Origin of the sequence: Clostridium minihomine, assembly GCF_900240385.1 — a bacterium.
GTDB lineage: Bacteria > Bacillota > Clostridia > Oscillospirales > Acutalibacteraceae > Faecalispora > Faecalispora minihomine.
Genome location: NZ_OEQH01000003.1, coordinates 289,065 through 307,778 on the forward strand (window position 1 = coordinate 289,065; position 18,714 = coordinate 307,778).

Here is an 18,714-nt window from a genome sequence, read left to right on the forward strand (position 1 = left end):
ATCTTATGAAACGCCGTCCCATACATCTAACGGCTGGTTCTCTCCGCTCCATTCTTCCGATGGGGACAGGTGATAGGATAGGATGCGATACCGTTGAGATTCGGAGACAAGCTCCAGTTTTACTTGAATTTTCTGCATACTGCCCACTGGAACAGAAAAGATCAGCTCTGTGCCCGAAGAACCTTTCGGAATAGAAAGCTGGGTATCCATTATCAATTGTCCGTTCAGGTGAGAGGCCAGCTGGCGATTGCTAAAAGAAGGATTTTCCCGCAGCAAACGTGCCAGTTCTAAATCTGTTTGAGCCAAAACTTCTTGTGCCTTTGCGTCGGCATCATAATAGGACTGAATGCTTTGCACATTTTTCTGGGTCAGCTGCCAATCGGATCGGGCAGTAGAAAAAGAAAGAATGCCAAAGGCAGTGAGGCAGAGGATGACAAATATCATAAGGATAGAAGAAATCCCGACACCGGGATAAATCTGCCTGTTGTTTTTCATTTAGAAGCCCTCCTTTTCAGGAAGGTCCGCATTGGGAAAATACTTTTGAGAAGAAAGTGAAAACAGTTCATTTTTGGTTCCGGATTTTTGAGAATACACCAAAACATCCAGCTTTAGAGTTACCCCGGCATCTGTGGGAATGGACTGCATCTTTTTTTCTGCGAAATACACGGCATTTTCTTGGGTGGGATTCCAGTTTTTATCATATCCGGAAAGGGATACGGTATCTTCTGCCGGGTTGCCGGGTACCGGTGCAAACACTTTTTCAAAATCAGATGGGGTTTTCAGAGAATGCATGGTTTCCACAGCCGTTTGTGCCACTGCCATGGCATAGTTGGTTTCTTCACTTTTTAGGGCTGTTGTTCGGGCAGCGGTGAAAAGCTGCAATATCGCCACAGACGAAATGGCAGTAAAAAGAAGAACAAATATAATTTCAATAAAAAAAGAATGGAATCGAATGGAGTTTTTCATATGCAGCACCTTTAACGAATCAATACGAACGCGGAGAGACAGAAATGGAAAATTGGTTTCCATTTTGAGCTGTTGCAGTAATCAGAAACAGGCCATCTGACTGGGTGACGGAAAAATCATGAAGTTCCGTCAGTTTTTCGCCGGTGTCTGGCAAAAATGGATCCTCAGCGCCCGCAAAAAGTTCCATTAAGTAACCATCATGGCAATATAAATAGGTCTTAAAGACTTCGTTATCATACTCAGAGTCAATCACAAGGGCTTTTGTTTCTTCCATGGTTTCCAATTTCAAATTAGGTTCGCCTTCCGCAGTGCGGATTTTGTTGGCGACATAGGATAACGAGGTTCGCATCTGATGGTTTGCAGTAAGGGAACGAGAAACTTTCTGATAAGCATCTGCGCCAATGAATACCAGCAAAAGGGAGGACAAGGCGAACATGGAAAAAATCAGAAGGATCAAAAGTGTTTGAGTAGAGCGATGTCTGTTTTCCTTCACGGCTGAACCTCCTCTGTGGCATTGCCGCGCTCCAGAATTTGAATTACGGGCTTAATGTTAGAGGCAAAGATTTGATAATCCACATAATATTTTTCGGAATCTACCTGTACCCCATAGTTTTGCTGTAAATATTGAAAAGTGGGGGGGTACATCCCTTCAATGGCATAGCAGTTTAGAACCGCCCGGTCAATATTCTGCAGCAGCAAAGTGCGGTTTTCCTGCTGGTTGGTTTCTGCTACACGGGAAAAACCAATCCATAAAAAGGCCAAAACCAGCCCAAACAGAAGCAAAGAAAAAAAGCGGGATACTTTCATACGGTTCCTCCTCAGCTGATGCCGGACATGATCCCGATGAGCGGGAGCATAATAGACAGAAGAATAGCACCGATAACAATAGAAAGCAGACCGACCAAAAGCGGCTCGATCAAAGATACCGCCTGATTCATTCGGCCCATAGCTTCTTCCTGATAGGTTTCTGCGATTTGATTCATCACGTTATCCAGATTTCCGGCGCTTTCGCCAACCCGTATCATACTGGTGTAAATGCCGGGAAATAAACCGGTTTGCTGCAAAGACGGAGAGAAAGATTCCCCGTTGGTTACAGCCTGAGAAACCGCTTGGGCTTTTCGAATAGCCGAAGGGGTCTTTAAGATGCCCGGCAATAATTCCAAAGACTGTGAAAGATCATATCCGCTGCTGAGCAGCAGAGAAAAAACAGAAGCAAATTGGGCGGCATCCAACTGATCCATCATTTTTGATAGAAAAGGAAGCCGGTAAGAAAGGGATAAAAAGCAGCGTTTCCCTTTTTCGGTCTTAATTGCCCAAAATGAAAATAAAATGGCTACCGCAAGCAGCAGCATGGCCGCCAGTGCGATTTTTCCCACCAAGGCCCCGGTATGGACAGCCGCAATGGAAGAGGAAGAGAAATCTGCGCTCAAGCCTTCAAATACCTGCTGAAAAATCGGCAGAATTTTCGATATTAAAACCAGCATTACCGCAGAAATCATGAAAATTAAGATCAGGGGATAGGTGACAGCGCTTTTGATCTGAGTTTTCATCTGATCTTCCCGTTCATAATATAGGGCTAACGAAGCCATGACGTCGTCCAGCTTTCCGGTTTTTTCCCCAATGTCTATCATATGAATCATATATCGGGGGAATATCCCGCTGCTGTTCAGTGCATAGCAGAACGATCCGTTTTCAGAAAGAGTATCTCGAATAGAATTAAGATGTTGTTTTTGTCTGGGATTTTCCATATTGTCGCAAATTGCGGCAATTCCTTCTTCCAAAGGAATTGCCGCCTTTAACAGCCAAGAAATTTGGGAACAAAATACAGAAAGTTCTCTGACAGTAAAAACAGTGCCGCTTTGTCTGTTCATTTTCATTCCTCCCGCAGAGATGAGCTGTTAATAAATTCGAGCCATAGTATAGCCGGATCCTACACTGTTGGAAGCGCCAAAAGTGGGATCCATCAGTTTCCAGCCGGTTTTGGTGTTTTCTATTTTAATGGTAATCCAGCCGGTTCCCTGTAAATAAACTTCATTCCAGGAATGAGTGGCAGCAACTGCATCTACCGAACCGACCACCAATTTGCAGGGAACCCCCTGAGAGCGGAGCATAGATGCCATCACAGCGGAATAATCAAAGCAGATTCCCTTTTTCGATGACAAGATCGCATCGACATTGGGCAAATAACCGGATTTTACGGTAGCTGCTTTTTCGTAATCATATTTTATATTTTGAATCATAAAAGAATAGACTGCTTTCAGCTTTTCCACATCGGTTTTTGAACTAGCACACAGCTCGGCCGCTTTTTTCACCGTTTGAGAAGAGGACGTATAATTGACATATTGGTTCGGATTTAAAAACGGTGCATTCACGCTGGACAACTGTACGGAGAAAGAGACGCTGCACAGCTCTTTATAGGAACTGCCGGCGACATTTTCTAAAGTGCGCACCGAATAGGAGCCGTCTCCCATTTGCAGCGGGAATATTTCGTTAGTTCCGGTATTATTCAAGTCGTAATTATACGTGAGGCTGTCTTTTTTGATTTGCACTTTCAGCCGTTTGCTGCTGCCGGTGTGTTTTACTACAATATAGCCGTTTGCGCTGTGGCTGGCATCAATGACAGTGCCACCTTTTTGGTAAACAGTTCCCGAAACGGCAGAGCCTGCTGCGCCGGTGCCGGCAGACAAAGGCACAGCCAAGTCTTCCAGCTGTTCCAGAATTTCTTTTTCTTTTTCGAGAGAAGCGTCTTCTTCCGAAAGCTTGTTTTTATCCTCAGACTCTGAAAAAACCAGCTTGGTTTCGTTGGTTTCGAAAGAAGAAGCGTTTTGTGCCGCTGGGCCAGAAAAAGCACAGGCGCTGAGCAGCGATACAGAAAGCAAAAGAGCGAATAAGAAATATCTTTTTTTGTTTCGATTCATATTTTTCATACGGATTCCTCCGGGATAAGCCGGTTTTTCGAAAACCGGGTGATTTTATTTTTCTGCCGATTCAATACGGCTAAGCTTATAAACAATTTTAATCTCTTGATTTTTTTGTTGTTCTTCAAAGCGGCGGATAATACGGTGCATTACCATTTCAGCGTTTTTTCGGTTAATTAGCGGAAGCATAATCATAAATTGAGAAAAACCGTAAGCCGCGACGGTGTCCCCTTTTCTCAAACTGCTTAAAATGACATTTTTCAGCAGATGAACCACAAAAGCAGTGGATGATTCCTGTAAAATACATCCGTTCTGATCTTGCGGGGAAAGCAAAGCGACATAAATGGAATCATCCGTACGTGATATCATACGCGCCTGAATGCGGTACAGGTTCTTAAAAGTTTCATAGTCACAAAAGTAAGCCCCTTTTATATTTTGGGCTTCTTTTAAATCTGCGCTGATATTACATAAATCAATTTCGGTTTGATTTGCCAGGTTCATTACTTGCTGATAGTATCGTTTCAGCTGGGGGGCAATGTCCACGCCCAGCTCCCGGTAAAACAGCTCTGCTGCGCGCCGGTAATGGGTTAAAGCTTTGCTTTTTTGGCCGGTGCGAATGTATGCTTGAATGAGCGTTTTGTGAATGGATTCCTCCAGCGGAATAAATACGGCGGCAGTTTCGCAGATAGAGATAATTTCTTTATAGTCTTGTTTTTCCGCCAAAAGAGTACAAAGTTTTGTTGTACAATCTATGTATAAAGAAGCAAAATAAGTCTTTCGGGAAGCGGCCCAGCCCATATCGCTGCAGCCGGGTAAAAAATCCCCCTGATAATAAGAAAAAATCTTTTTATAAAGAGCAATTTTCTCTTCTTTTGAAGAATCAATCAGAGAAGAAAGTTTGGCCAGCCGTTCCAGTTCTTCCACATCCACCACACAGGGCAACTCCGGATTCCAAAGGTAACTTCCCTGTGAATAAATAATGTATTCAGAAGAATCCTGAAGCCTGGTTTTTAAAAGGGCTCGGGCACGGTAAACCAGATTCTTCAGCGCATTCATCGGGTCAGCGCAAGCGTCACAATCCGACCACAGCACTTCAATCAGTTTTTCCACTGGCATTTGCAGCTGCCTGTGGGCCAGCAAAAACTCGATCAGCAGCCAAACCTGTTTGGTTCTGCCGCCTGTCGGACACAAAATATGTTCCCCTTTTTGAAGCTTGAACTTTCCAAACATGCTTACATAGACAGTATCTATGGAACGCGAAGCATTCATCTCTTACAGCACCTCTACTTTAAATTTTGAAGAAAAATGCTGTCTGAAATAACTATAGCATGTGTTCTTAAAAATGGCAAGAATAGTATATAAAATTACTAATTTTATGCAATTATAATTCAGCAAACAACTTAATATATAGTATAAACAGAGAATAAACAGACCTTTTTTCCAAAGTATGGAAAAAAGGTCTTTCTGAGACTGGTATGTGACCGAGTTTACTTATAATAGTAGAAAGAAATGTTGTCCATGTCTGATATTTAGAAAATGCTGTCTGAATATCATCTGTTTTTGTTTTTTATTTAGGAAAAGAAAGGCTATTTGTGATATTGTTATTCATTTTCAATTGATTTGGGGGGCGGCCGATAATGAAAACCAAAGCCGGCATAGGAAGAAGGATATTGTCACTCCTTTTGACTTTTGCAATGACAACCAGCATCCTGCCGATTGCGAATGCAGCCGAAACTTTGGGGAATAACAGGGATTCATCTTCTTATGCGGCGTCAGAAGAAAACGGCGATTTTATGCCGGAGGATGCCGCTGTAAAAACGGAGCCAGAGTCGCTGCTGAGCAGTGCGGAAGACGCTTTGGTGCAAGTCGGCAAAACGGCCGAGTATACCGGGAATGGAACCAGCCGCACATATGATATTACTTTAACCGCACGTTCTAATAAAATAGAAAAAGAAATAATACCGGGGGAGCCTCAATCTATTCCGGCAGATGTTGCCTTGGTGCTGGATACCAGCGGTTCGATGGATTGGCCGGTCGATACCCGTAATCAGGGTGTGTATGTTCCTTTTAATGGGTGGGATAACGGACAATCGCTACCAAGAAACAATTATATTTTATATACTCGATCCGATGCTTCCGGTTATTTTAGGAATTACTCTTCTACTCAAAAAACCACTTGGAACAATCGAAGAATCGATATCTGGACGGGGGGAGCTTGGAAAGCTGTTCTACCCGTTTATTCATCTTGGAATCCTATTCCACAGATCGGCTATGTTTATAACAACCCGGGCGAGTATACGCGGTCAGAACGATGGCCCACATGGTATGACAGGTGGGATTCATGGAGTGATAGAACACCGACCCACCTTTTCGTGGATTATGCGTATGCCACGCGAATGGATGCGTTAAAATCGGTTGTTTATGATTTTATTTATCAATTAAATCCTGAAAGTAAAGTGGCAATCGATACATTTTCATCCGATGCAAAAGACCAAATTTCGTTGACTCCCCTGGAAAAAGAAAAAGATCAACAAAAGGTTTTGGATCAGATTACCGGCCTGAAGGAAGGGGACGGCGGCACTTATATTTATAAAGGTCTGAAAAATGCAATCAGTAAATTAAAAGGTTCCAAAAACTCCAATAAGGTGATTGTTGCGTTTACTGACGGTGCGGATTATGACCGCAAGAACGCCGAAGCTCAGGCGAAGGCCGCCAGAAATGCCGACATCCGGATTTTCACCATAAGTCTGATTGATAAGAATGTTCCCGATCGCTATAAAAGCGGCTCGACCAAATCGGTAGGGTATGATGCAAGAAATGCGGATCAGTATTTAAAAGAAATTGAAAACTTTCTAAGGGGCATCAGCTCTGACGCAGATAAAAAATCGGGAGATGACACTCAATATTATTACAGCTGTACCGATTTGGATGGGCTTGTAGAAGCAATGACCCAAATTTCGGAATCGGCCAGTACCGTAGTAGAGTCTTCTGTTCCCATTGAAAATGCCACGATAACCGATGTGTTGGATCCCCGCTTTCAGCTTTCATCCGCAGAGAAAACCCGGCTGAAAAAGGATGGTGCCACGGTAGAGGAAAAAGAGGACGGAACCACTAAGATTATTTGGAAAAATCAGGAAATCCCGGGCAAAAAAACTTGGAGCAGAACCATCTCGATTCAGGCCAAGGGTGATTTTCTTGGGGGGAATGATATTACCACCAACCTTTATCCGAATTCGAATGTGTCCTATGAAGAGGACGGAAAAACATTGGCCAAATCGTTCCCGCAGCCTACGGTTCATGTGCCGTTGAAGTTCAGTGTAAAAAGCCAAGATACAAAGATCTTTTTAGGCGAAACAGTTCCGGTAAAACTGCAAGGAACATCGGTTGAGGAACAGATGTTCAATGAGGCCCAATGGAATTGGTACGGTAAAGAAAAAACCGGAACCTTCCACTATGAGTGGCAGAACAAGAATGATGATTATATTGCAGAACTGGGGAAGATTTCACCTTTGGAAGACAGTGCCTATACTCTGAATGTTACTTTTCATCCTTTTGAACCAATGTTAGAGTCCAGCGGACCGGAACAGGCAAGTAAAACCGAAAAAAATGATTACACCGTTCAGGTGGTAAGAGGCTCAATACGGATTACAAAGGAATTAAATGCTTCTGATGTTTGGTTCCCCAACGGTGACCCGATTTTCACCTTTAAACTGGAGCGACTGGAAGGCGGGACGGTGAAAGAAACTAATTACCGTACTGTGCGCTTTACCCGGGCCGATGAACAGGATGGCGTGCTTACCCTGACAGCTGATTTTGAGGATCTGAAAAAAGGGGAATACCGCATTACGGAAGTCTCTTCTTTACTGCATCATGTGAAAACGGTTTCTGTTTCTTCCGGTGACAAAGCCGATAGTCAGGTGAAAGGCAAGTCAGTGCAGTCTTATCTGGGATATCACAGCGCTTCGGATTCTGCCACGAACGTTTCCCATAATTACGCAGAAGTACATTTTTTGAATACAGAAAAAGAGAAGGATTTCCCTTACTTTACACATACGGATTTAAAGTCTAATGCGATCCAGATTACATTTAGCGGAGAAAATGATGTACTGAATCCGGATGGAACCCCAACCGTGCCGGAAACACGTCAAAGCGCGGAAAAGCCAGATGAGAAAAGAACCGTCAGATCCGCATCAGTTCCTAAGCCGGAAATGATAGAGGATTTCGACGAACCTGAGGAAATAGAGGACGAATCCGTTCCACCTTTTTCCCTCAAGCTTCCGGTGACAGAAGGACCCATTATAGAGCAAGACATCAATAAGGATCCGAAGGAAGAAAATCCTGTACAGAACAATACGGAACAACCGTCTTGTTCGGATACAGAGCCTAATGGCGAACCAAAAGATGCTCCGGATACAATAGAAGAAAAAGATGCGAAGCCCAGTGGGGCAGATAGCGGTTCTGTTTCTTGCGATACTGCAATTCCGGACTCGGAGCCAAAGGAAGAACCGCCGCGGGAACCCGAAAAGACGGATGAAGAAATCCTTTCTCAAACTCCGGAGGATCGAAAACAGGATTCTCAAGCAAAACCTGAAAATTCGGAAAAAGAACCTACTGCTCGGGATTCACATGACGCAAATCAAGAGTAATTGCGTTTTATGAATTCAGATGGATATCGAAAAGGAAAGAATGGCGATTATGGAAAAAATCATTCAAAAAATTTGTAATGCACTTATTAGCGTTATCTTAGCGGTTATGTTGATTTGTGCCTCGGTACTTTTGCTGCCGCACGCTTTTGGGTATAACGTTTATACGGTGCTCAGCGGCAGTATGGAACCCCAGTATCATGTGGGGGGACTGGTGTTTGTAAAATCCGTTGACGCACAGGAAATTCAGGTAAACGATGCGATTACGTTTCGCGTTCAAGGGCAGTCGGATATGGTTGCAACGCACCGTGTCATTGCAATCGACAATGAAAACCGCACTTTTACAACAAAAGGCGATGCCAACAATGTGCCGGATCCGCCCATATCCTTTGATGTTCTGGTGGGGCGTGCGGCGCAGTTCAGTGTTCCGTATCTGGGCTGGCTTTCTATTTTTATACGCACCAAGCAGGGGCTTTTAACGGCGGGATGCCTTGTCTTGTTTGTTGTTCTGCTGTGTTTCTTGCCCGGTATTTTTAAAAAAGAGCCGGAGCCAAAAGAAAAAGAAGGCGATGCGGTAAAAATGACAAAACCATAATTCGAAATGGATGATGGAGGAGGGAAAGCCAATGAACATTTCAAAAAGAGCCAAAATTATCACGGCAGCGGTTGCCTTGATTGTAGTCGGCGGTGTGGCCGTTAATTCGACACTGGCGTATTTATCCGACAGCCGTCAGGTAACAAACACCATCACTGTTGGCAATGTGACAGTGGAGCTGACTGAGCCTAATTTCCCCAAGGAAATACCGAATATGGAGCCCGGAATGGTGCAGGCAAAGGATCCCATGGTAACAAATACCGGTTCTAATCCGGCTTATGTGCGCCTTCAAGTGAAAATTCCAACGGCCGAGATTGGAAAGGACAAAACAACGCAGAATTTGTTCCAAATCGGCAACGGGGAGGGGGCACATTTTGAAGAAGGAATCAATTCTTCTTTTGCCCAAATCAACGGTGTATCCGTAAAATGGGTTTTGGATGCCGATGGATATTATTATCTTCGTCAGGAGAACGGTTCGGATTATGCGCTTCCGGCCGGAAAAGAAACCCCAAAGCTGTTTACCGGCATTCGGCTGAACCCTGATTTGCGCGAAGGACAGCTGATTCCCACCGATGAAAGCGGTACGGTTTTGACGAACATCGACGTCATTGCACAGGCAGTGCAGACGGGAAGCTTTGTCAATGCGAAAGAGGCATGGACGGTTTTTGACCAACAGGTTTCTGGTACTTAATAAATCTGGCACGGCTGTTTTTCAGCCTTATCCATATGTTCCCAATAAAATATCAACATATATTCTGGAGGTTTTTACATGAAAAAGAAAATTGCTCTGATCGCCACCTGTGTGGTATTGGTTGCCGCTATTGCGGTTGGCGGAACTCTGGCCTGGTTCACGGATTCCAAGGAAGTTGCAAACACAGTTACTTTTGGTAATGTGAAAATTGCATTGACAGAGCCCACATATCCCGGCAATGACAATGAAGGCAAAATCACAGACGTTGTTCCCGGCTCAAAGATTACAAAAGATCCCACCATTGAAAACATTGGAACCAATGACTGTTGGGTACGCGCAAAGCTGGAAGTAACCGTTCCCGAATCCGCTGGGAATGTTGTTCCGACTTACAACATTGACACCACGAAATGGGCACTGGGCGAAGATGGCTACTATTATTATAAGAATCAGCTGGTGTCTAAAGACAAGGCAATTTTGTTTGATGAGGTTACCATTCCTTCCGCTTGGGGCAACGACACTGCCGGCAAAGACGTGAAAATTATAGTTAAGGCAGAAGCAATGCAGATTCAGGACAAAAATAATGGAAATGAAGCCAATAATGCTGCACTGTGGCAGGGTGTAACAGCAGAAAAGGCAGTATAAAAATTAGATTTCATTTCTCTTCTTCTATCAACTCAGCAAAGGATTTGATGCGATGAAAAACAGAACCAAACAACGGCTGGCATCCGTCATTTTAGCTGCTTCATTGCTGACAGGCGGCAGTTTTCCTGTGGTTGCGGCAGGTTCCGTTCAGCAGGGGGATACTTCCGGATATGACGCTTCTCTTGTTTATGGGGGCGATCATAAAATAGTGGCAACGCCTGAGACTATGAACCTGTTTCATGAAGGGATGATGCCGGGGGAAGAATCTGCCCGAAGGCTGTGGCTGCGCAATGACTACAGCACTTCGATTCATGTGTATGTCCGTGCTGAGAGTGTAGGGGAGGAAGGTCTTACCGATCCGGTTTCTTTGGATTTTCAAAAAGAATTACTGCAAAAGATGCAGATGCAGATTTCGGTTAAGCTGGGTAACGGAAGCCAGCTGATACGATATCAGGGAAATGCTGCCGGTGTGTTTGTAGAAAATGGCAGCTTAACAGATACTTCTCAAAGCCAGTTTGGACTTTTGCTGGGAAGACTTTCTCCGCAAGGGGCCGCAGATATGACTGTTACGATCAAAGCGTCTCAGGATTTGGGCAATGAGTACCAAAACGCGGCTGCGAAAGTAAAATGGATTTTTACCTGTGACGCAGATCGCAGCGGCACAAGCAATCCCTCCGGCGGCGGCGGGAAACGACCCGGTGGCGGTGGGGGCAGAATCATTACCAGTGTGACTTCTGTGGTGCCTGTAGAAGACATTGAAGATTCTGAGGTTCCTCTGAATCCCGGCAGCTCAGAACCGGAGGAAGAGGTCATCGTGGAAGACATTGCGGAGGATGACGTTCCTTTGATTGATGCACCCGGAACCGGACCCAAAACCGGGGATGAAAGTCATCCTGCTTTTTGGATTACTCTATTTGTATTGTCCGGATTGTGTATTCTGGTGGTTATCTCTATGTCAAGGCGAAAACAGCATAAATAATCCGCTTTCCTTTTCATTCCTTTCTTTTCATAATAAAAGGAAAATACCCCAAGCGCATGAAATGATTCGGCGCTTGGGGCGTTTTCTGTTTATAACGGATCGAAGGTTGATTTTTAAGCAGTTTTAAAGGCACTTAGCCAGCCTGACTGTATCAATTTATCTTTGGATAAGCGATCTTTATTTTGTTCATCTGTCATAAAACTTAGTTTTTTCTGATAAGATGTAGCATGACATCAGAAAGCGAGGCCGGACATTTATGTTCTGTACAATTAACTTGCGAAGGAAAAAAAGCCTGGTGGCATTAGGCATGGTTATGCTGCTTTTAATCACAGGTGTAACCGGGGCAACGGCGGCAGCCCGTTCCAGCAACCAAACCTTTGAGGGAACCCCACTGACAATTATTATGTATCACGCGGTGATGAAGGACAGCAACCGGCAAGGAACCTATGTGATTTCTCCTCAATTGCTGGAAGACGATATGAAATATTTAAGGGACAACGGATATACCGCAGTGGTCGTGCAGGATTTAATCGATTATGTGGATGAGGGAATTCCTCTTCCCGAAAAACCGATTATGCTGACTTTTGATGACGGCTATTTTAATAATTATCTGTATGCCTATCCTTTGGCAAAACAATATGGAATGAAGCTGGTGATTTCTCCGATTGGATACTTTACGCAAAAGTATACCGAATTACAGGAAGAAAACGAAACGTATTCTCATATCACATGGCCTCAAATGGATGAGATGATTCAGTCCGGCATGATAGAGATTCAAAATCACAGCTATCGTCTGCACGGCACTGCGGCAACCGGAAGACTGGGCGCTCAGAAAACAAAAAGCGAAAGTGTTCCCGAATACACCAATATGCTGACTCAGGATTTGACAGAAATGCAAAATGCCATTGAGTCTAATACCGGCTGGAAACCCACTGCATTTACATATCCTTTTGGAATTATCAGCAAAGAATCGCTGCCGGTAATACGGGATATGGGATTTCGGGCTTCTTTCAGCTGTGAGGAACGGATCAACGATTTAAAGCAGGATCCCGAAAGCTTATATCTTTTGGGGCGGTTTTTGCGTCCGGCAGGCACCCCCAGCGCCAATTTTTTTGCAGGAAAATTAAAATAATCCCATCCGGATTCCCGGTTCTTCCTTTTGTGCATATCATGGAACAAAAGGAGGAAGCTGTATATGCCCAATATTTATCTCAGTCCGTCCTTACAGCCTTATAATCTGTATGTGAATGGCGGAAATGAACAATATCATATGAACGTTCTTGCAGACTACATGGAACCGTATTTGCGTGCCAATGGAATTCAGTTTACGCGTAATACGGTGGGAACTTCTTTAGGCCAGGCAATTCGCGAATCCAATGCGGGGTATTATGATCTGCATCTGGCGCTGCATTCCAATGCTGCGCCGCCGGATCTGGCTGGTCAGCTCAGGGGAGCGGATATGTATTATTACCCTTACAGCAGCGCCGGAAAACAGGCGGCAGATGTATTTGTGAAAAATTATAAAACTATTTATCCTTTGCCAGATCAGGTCAAGGCTGTGCCCACCACCACTTTGGCAGAAATTACAAAAACAAATGCGCCGGCCGTTCTGATTGAAACGGCTTACCATGATAATGTGGAAGATGCGGATTGGCTGGTCAATAATATGCCTGAAATTGCGGCCAATCTGGTGTATTCCTTGACAGAGATTTTCGGAATTCCCTTTATTGATAATCCCCAGCCTGCCCGAGTTGCTACTGTGGTAACACAGGGAGGGAACCTGAATATCCGCAGCCGCCCCAACTTGGATGCTCCTGTTATCGCAAGAGCGCCTAATGGCTCTTCTATCACTGTTTTGGGCGAATGGCAGGGTTGGTATGTGGTGAACTTTAACGGCACTGTGGGCTATGCCAGCAGCCAGTTTATCCAGTAGGAAATTTTTTTGGAAAAGGGCAGCCGCTCCTGCTCTAAGTCGAATTTTTTTCTGTTTTGCAAAAAGTTTATTTGACAGTCCCCAGAATATAGGGGCAGTCTGTATTCTCTTTCCATTTTGATTCTCTAAATCAGAAAGAACTCTTGCCACTCTTGTTTGCGGCAGGAGTTCTTTTTGTGTTAAAGTCAGAACAGAACGGATGCTGTGATAATAGATGAAAGCCCTAAATCAAACTATGTTAACCTTCCTTCTATAAAATAAAGAGCACCTGAATCACTTTTTCAGGTACTCTTTTCTATATTGTGTTATTATGGGAAAGGTTCCTCTTGTCAAGTCAAGATTGACCGCAATGTCCAAAATGGGATTGGTTTAGAGCTGTTCGGTAGGAGCGCGACTTTCTTCTTTGTGCAACAACCGTTTTATCGTGTGATATACAATTGAGATAATGCAGGAAGAAAAGATCATCATAATCGCAGTAATCACCATCATAGATGGCGTAAAGTGAATCAGAGAAAAAAAGTCATGAAACAGCAGTGTTACGACAAAAAATCCCAAAACCATTGTATAAAATAACACCATACGCAGCGTGTTAAAGGGCAGACATACACTTAGCAGGTTTATCAGGCCTGTAAACCCAATTAATATTACAGAAACGGTGGAGATCTGCTCGTTTGTTAGGTGAAAAAATCCGCATACCGGCATCAAAAAAATAATGGTCAAAGACATGGCCAGCATTCCGGGAAGTGCTTTCGTAATAATATTAACAATGAACTTTCCCCGCATCCGATCTTTATTCGGTTCCATCGCCAGAATAAAGGAAGGAACACCGATGGTAAATAAATTGATTAAAGTAAACTGGATGGGTTGGAACGGATAATTATAGGATGCAAAAATAAAGAAAACAGCGATAATGGCCGAGAAAAATGCCTTGACCAAAAATAGGGAAGCAGAGCGCTGCAAATTGTTAATGGATCGGCGGCCTTCGTGCACTACTTTGGGCAAAGAGGCAAAGTTAGAATCCAAAAGGACAAGCTGAGAAACCGTGCGTGCCGCTTCGCTGCCAGAAGCCATGGCAATGCTGCAATCGGCTTCTTTCAGTGCCAGCACATCGTTTACGCCGTCACCGGTCATTGCCACGGTATGCTTGGCCTTTTTCAGCGCCTTCACCAAATCCAGCTTTTGCTGGGGAGAAACCCGCCCGAAAATGGTGTAGCGCTGAGCCGCTTCTGCCAGTGATTCCGGTGTTTTTAAGGTGGTGGCATCTATATATTGCTCCACATTCTTCATTCCGGCTTTTTGGGCGATATTGGCGACGGTAATTGGATTATCCCCCGAAATTACTTTTAGTTCCACACCCTGATCGGAAAAATACTGTAAGGTTCGGGGCGCCTCAGGCCGAATTTTATCGCTAAATAAAAGTAAGGCCATGGGGGAAAGCCCTTCCGGAAGATCTTTGTCCTGAAAACTTTGGGAGGAACTGGCCAAAAGTAAAACACGCTGTCCGGTTTCCGAATAGCGGTCAGACAGCTGCCGGATTTCCGCAAAATTATCTGCCAAAAGAATTTCCGGTGCTCCCAGCACAAAACAGCCGTGTTCGGCAAAACAGGCGCCGCTCCATTTTTTAGCGGAAGAAAATGGGACGATTTCTTCCCGCTGCCAGCCCGGCGGTGTACAGAAATTTTCCCGCACAGCATTCATAGTGGGGTTATTGTCCGGTAAAACAGCAGTCAGAGCGCATAAGGCAGTTTGTGCTTCTTCTTCCTCAATTCCTTTTAAAGGGAGCAGCTCGTCCAGCTGAAGGGTTCCTTCGGTGATGGTGCCTGTTTTATCCAGACATAAAACATCCACTCGTGCCAAGGTTTCGATACAGTAAAGCTCTTGCACCAGTGTTTTATGGCGGGCCAAACGAATCACGCTGATGGCCAGCACCAGACTGGTTAAAAGCACCAATCCTTCCGGAATCATGCCCACCAAAGCCGCCACTGTGGATACCACGGCCCGATTGAATCCGATTTCGGAAATGAAATATTGCTTATAAAACAAAATAGAGCCGATTGGAACAATTAGAATTCCGATAAATTTAATGATCCGGTTGATCCAGGTCATAATTTCAGAATTGGGTTTTTTTACATATTTTGCACCTTCTGCAATGGTTTCTGCATAATTTTCTTGCCCCACATGCTCCACTTGTGCGTGACAGGCGCCACTGACAATAAAACTGCCCGAAAGAAGCATGTCCCCGGCTTTTTTTGGCACAGCGTCGGATTCACCCGTTAAAAGAGATTCATTAACTTCGCATTCGCCCTGCTTTACCATGCAGTCTGTGCAAATTTGGTTCCCCGCTTCCAACAACAAAATGTCATCCAATACCACATTGCGGATTTCTATGGTAGACAGGTTGCCGTTTCGTATCACTTTGGCTTTGGGTTCTGCAATCAAAGCCAGGCGATCGATGGTTTTTTTGGCGCGAATTTCCTGAATGGTCCCAATGAAAAGGTTACTTAGGATAACGCCCATAAATAAAAGGTTTTTATAAGAGCCTACCAATATTATCAAAGAGGCCAGAATGGCATTTAGTATGTTAAAGGGGGTAATAATATTTTGTAATACGATTTCCTTAATCGACTTTGTTTTTATGTCGGATTCCCTGTTAACCAGTCCCTGCTGTTGACGCAGGGCAACCTGTTCGTCTGTTAATCCGGCCGAAAATTCAGGATGAAACCGTTCAAAAGAAGGCTGCGCCGGTTCGGTCATGTTTTGTCATCCACCTTATGTTTTTTAAACACAGTATACCCTAATTTGAAAGAAAGATAGGCTTCTGTCAAGTAAAATTCAAAATCAAGTCATAATTTTTGTAGATATAGCTAAAAAACCAAGAATCCTTTTTCTTTCATTTAACGATTATGCATCTTGTAGCAAATTCTATTTGTGGTATAATGAGTGACTGGTAAAGGTGAACAGAAAAAGCTTTGCTATTTGATGATTCTGCTAGAGCGGTAGCTTTTGGCAGAAGGAAAGGAGATTGATACCATTTTTAAACAAGAGACGTTTGACTTTGTTTCTATGAAATCAAACAAAGATTTAAATGGCATGCTTGTGCTTTTTTTGACAGTTTCTATCTTTCTTCCCTTCTATGTCAGCATGGCTGCCGTTGTGTGTATTGCGTTTATGACGGTTATCAATTACGAAAAACGAGCGGAGGCTTTTAGAGATCCCTATTCCATCGGAATTGTTTTATTTTTCTTGTTCACTGCATTTGTCGGGCAAGTATACAATAACCATATTGGCAGTGCTTATTCCTTGTTTGCGGCGGCGCTTTTGGTTTGTGGGTTTTACATCCGCAGCTTTATGACCAAACAGCTTTATGACCAGGCGATGGACACGGCCTGTCTGTGCAGCGTGGCCTGTGTGGTGGTGGCAGTACTGCAAAAAGTTTCTACCTTTGCAACTCAGCCTTCGTTCCGCCCGATTTCCACTTTTACAAACGCAAATTATTATGCCACAATAATTGAATTTGTGGTTTTGATTGCACTGTATCGAATCATTACCAACGCACAAAATCGTAAATTTTATTTTTTAGTAATCGGCTGCAATCTGGTTGGACTTTATCTTTCCGCCAGCATATCTGCCTTTCTCGCTCTGGGCGTCGCTATCGTGGCATTCCTGTTCTTAAAGGGAAAACTTCGCATGGCGGTTACAATCGGCGCCTGCGGCCTTGTGATGGCCATGATGAGCTTTGTGCTTCCGGAACTTTTTCCGCGGGTTGCTTTTATCGATCAATCCTGGGATCAGCGAATGAACATTTGGCTTACGGCGATTAAGGGGATTCAGCACCGTCCGTTCTTTGGGGAAGGAGCCGCTGCTTACCGCTTGGCATGCGACGAGTTCTTTGGCTATAAGACATATCATGCTCATAACCTGTATTTGGATACATTATTGAATTTTGGTCTGACAGGCACAGTGGTACTTGCGGGATATCTGTATATTCAGGCAAAAGAAGTGCTGCTGCGGTTCCGCAATCGAATTTGCGGGAATATGAACGTTCTTTTGGCCGCATGTTCCAGTGCGATTCTGGTGCATGGTTTTACGGATGTCACGATTTTTTGGGGACAAACTGCGATGCTGTTTCTGTTGATTTTCTCTTCTACAGGAATCAATGCCTCTTATGTTACCAAAGGCGTGCGGGCAAGTCAGCGTTTGGCTATGGCGGCCAGATATCTGGAGCAACCCCGTTCGGGTGCTGCATTTTATAAAAATTAAATTTGTGAACGAAATGATAAAAAGCTCTTGCCTCGGCAAGGGCTTTTTTGCGTTCTATTCGATATAAAGTCCAAAAAGATCCCATGAAATGGTCTAAAGCAAAAATCATGGCATATGATTAGAAAATGGGAGGGATCACGATGGAATTATCCGAAGAGTGCAAATTCTTAATGTGTAATTTGGAAAAAAGCTTTGCTCACTGCGAAACAGAAGTTTTGACGGTGAAAATTGAATACCCCAAATTTGAGCTTCCCGAATGCGGGAGGGCGGAAACAATCATTAACCGCTGCGTTTGGGGGCAAGTCGAGCGATTTTTCCATGATGCTTCCACCATTCTTTATCGTCAGGCGGTTTGTGCGCTGCGTAATTCCAATTGCAGTGCCAATAACGGCGAAGGGGAAATTCCGTTTTTCCCTTATGACGCTGTGTTACAGTATCAGGTGACTACTTGCAATGAGTGCTATATCAGCCTTTATCGTGATGGCTATGAATATACAGGCGGAGCTCATGGAAATACAATTCGCCGCTCCGATACCTGGTGCCTGAAAACCGCAAGGCCGGTGCAAGTCTGCGATTTTTTCAAACCGAAAAGCAATTACCGCCGTTTTATTTTGGATGAAATTTTGTATCAGGCTGATGAAAACATGAGAAAATGTCCGGGAGTGTATTTTGAAAACTATCGCAAGCTAATCACCCGGTATTTCAGCCCCAATCGGTTCTATTTGACGGGAGACTGTGTTGCCTTTTATTTTCAGCTGTACGAAATCGCTCCTTATGCAGCAGGCATCATTACCTTCTCGATACCTTTTGAAAAGCTGGATTGTCCTCCATCCTGTGGTGTTTAGAAAAAGCCTTTCCTCTGCATTTTATGCAAGGGAAAGGCCTTTTCTTTGCGGGGAAAACATAGCATGGGGGATGGATTTGTGTTATAATAACCCCACGGCATAAACGAAAGGAAGGCTAAGCCTTCACTTATGTCGCGGGGAGGCAAAGTGAAACTCTTTGGCGCTGCGCTTCTTCCGCTTCGCAGCTACTGGCTATTTCCACGCAGAAACAGTTTGACTGCTAAATAATTAAGAAAAAATTC

General features: G+C 44.1%; 17 protein-coding genes. 9 read left to right on the forward strand and 8 right to left on the reverse strand.

Annotated elements, in window-relative coordinates:
• Positions 1 to 3: 3 nt before the first annotated feature.
• From C1A02_RS08325 to C1A02_RS08355, 7 genes are read right to left on the reverse strand one after another with little or no spacing between them, the layout of a single operon-like run.
• Positions 4 to 495 (reverse strand): hypothetical protein, encoded by a 492-nt coding sequence (locus C1A02_RS08325; RefSeq protein ID WP_101697749.1) that lies wholly within the window; start codon positions 493 to 495, stop codon positions 4 to 6.
• Positions 496 to 966, reverse strand: coding sequence for a hypothetical protein (locus C1A02_RS08330; protein ID WP_101697750.1), 471 nt, complete (start codon positions 964 to 966; stop codon positions 496 to 498). It abuts the gene before it with no gap.
• Positions 967 to 985: 19 nt separating this feature from the next.
• Positions 986 to 1,459 carry a DUF4860 domain-containing protein gene (locus C1A02_RS08335; protein WP_243577963.1) on the reverse strand — a complete coding sequence of 158 codons (474 nt, stop codon included), beginning with the start codon at positions 1,457 to 1,459 and terminating at the stop codon, positions 986 to 988.
• The gene (locus C1A02_RS08340) at positions 1,456 to 1,773 is read right to left on the reverse strand and encodes a hypothetical protein (protein ID WP_101697751.1); all 318 of its coding nucleotides are present in this window, start codon (positions 1,771 to 1,773) and stop codon (positions 1,456 to 1,458) included. The genes C1A02_RS08335 and C1A02_RS08340 overlap by 4 nt, the downstream gene beginning before the upstream one ends.
• Positions 1,774 to 1,784: 11 nt before the next feature.
• Positions 1,785 to 2,837: a type II secretion system F family protein gene (locus tag C1A02_RS08345; protein ID WP_101697752.1), complete on the reverse strand. Its 1,053-nt coding sequence runs from the start codon at positions 2,835 to 2,837 to the stop codon at positions 1,785 to 1,787.
• A 27-nt stretch (positions 2,838 to 2,864) separates the two neighbouring features.
• Positions 2,865 to 3,893 carry a transglutaminase-like domain-containing protein gene (locus tag C1A02_RS08350; RefSeq protein WP_243577964.1) on the reverse strand — a complete coding sequence of 343 codons (1,029 nt, stop codon included), beginning with the start codon at positions 3,891 to 3,893 and terminating at the stop codon, positions 2,865 to 2,867.
• A 45-nt stretch (positions 3,894 to 3,938) separates the two neighbouring features.
• A complete protein-coding gene (locus C1A02_RS08355) occupies positions 3,939 to 5,153 on the reverse strand; it encodes an AfsR/SARP family transcriptional regulator (RefSeq protein WP_101697753.1) in 1,215 nt (404 codons plus the stop codon).
• 368 nt (positions 5,154 to 5,521) lie between these two features.
• Here C1A02_RS08355 and C1A02_RS08360 point away from each other — a divergent pair, with 368 nt between their 5' ends.
• The 7 genes from C1A02_RS08360 to C1A02_RS08390 all read left to right on the forward strand — a co-directional run bounded on the left by C1A02_RS08360 (position 5,522) and on the right by C1A02_RS08390 (position 13,367).
• A complete protein-coding gene (locus tag C1A02_RS08360; RefSeq protein ID WP_101697754.1) occupies positions 5,522 to 8,530 on the forward strand; it encodes a vWA domain-containing protein in 3,009 nt (1,002 codons plus the stop codon).
• A 49-nt stretch (positions 8,531 to 8,579) separates the two neighbouring features.
• On the forward strand, positions 8,580 to 9,122 hold the full coding sequence (locus tag C1A02_RS08365; RefSeq protein ID WP_101698016.1) for a signal peptidase I: 543 nt from the start codon (positions 8,580 to 8,582) through the stop codon (positions 9,120 to 9,122).
• 31 nt (positions 9,123 to 9,153) lie between these two features.
• Complete coding sequence (locus C1A02_RS08370; RefSeq protein WP_164997174.1) at positions 9,154 to 9,813, forward strand: TasA family protein; 660 nt, start codon at positions 9,154 to 9,156, stop codon at positions 9,811 to 9,813.
• A 78-nt stretch (positions 9,814 to 9,891) separates the two neighbouring features.
• Positions 9,892 to 10,455, forward strand: a complete 564-nt coding sequence (locus tag C1A02_RS08375) for a TasA family protein (RefSeq protein ID WP_101697756.1) — start codon at positions 9,892 to 9,894, stop codon at positions 10,453 to 10,455.
• Between the two features lie 52 nt (positions 10,456 to 10,507).
• Entirely contained in the window at positions 10,508 to 11,434 is a 927-nt protein-coding gene (locus C1A02_RS08380; protein WP_101697757.1) for a hypothetical protein, read from the forward strand.
• A gap of 295 nt (positions 11,435 to 11,729) precedes the next feature.
• Positions 11,730 to 12,566, forward strand: coding sequence for a polysaccharide deacetylase family protein (locus C1A02_RS08385; protein ID WP_243577965.1), 837 nt, complete (start codon positions 11,730 to 11,732; stop codon positions 12,564 to 12,566).
• A gap of 63 nt (positions 12,567 to 12,629) precedes the next feature.
• Positions 12,630 to 13,367 (forward strand): N-acetylmuramoyl-L-alanine amidase, encoded by a 738-nt coding sequence (locus C1A02_RS08390; protein WP_101697759.1) that lies wholly within the window; start codon positions 12,630 to 12,632, stop codon positions 13,365 to 13,367.
• 369 nt (positions 13,368 to 13,736) lie between these two features.
• Here C1A02_RS08390 and C1A02_RS08395 read toward each other — a convergent pair whose 3' ends face one another.
• Positions 13,737 to 16,121, reverse strand: coding sequence for a cation-translocating P-type ATPase (locus C1A02_RS08395; protein WP_101697760.1), 2,385 nt, complete (start codon positions 16,119 to 16,121; stop codon positions 13,737 to 13,739).
• A 249-nt stretch (positions 16,122 to 16,370) separates the two neighbouring features.
• On the opposite strand from C1A02_RS08395, the gene C1A02_RS08400 reads away from it, so the two are divergent.
• Positions 16,371 to 17,627, forward strand: a complete 1,257-nt coding sequence (locus C1A02_RS08400; RefSeq protein WP_243577966.1) for an O-antigen ligase family protein — start codon at positions 16,371 to 16,373, stop codon at positions 17,625 to 17,627.
• Between the two features lie 140 nt (positions 17,628 to 17,767).
• The gene (locus C1A02_RS08405) at positions 17,768 to 18,472 is read left to right on the forward strand and encodes a DUF3298 and DUF4163 domain-containing protein (RefSeq protein ID WP_101697761.1); all 705 of its coding nucleotides are present in this window, start codon (positions 17,768 to 17,770) and stop codon (positions 18,470 to 18,472) included.
• Positions 18,473 to 18,714: the final 242 nt, after the last annotated feature.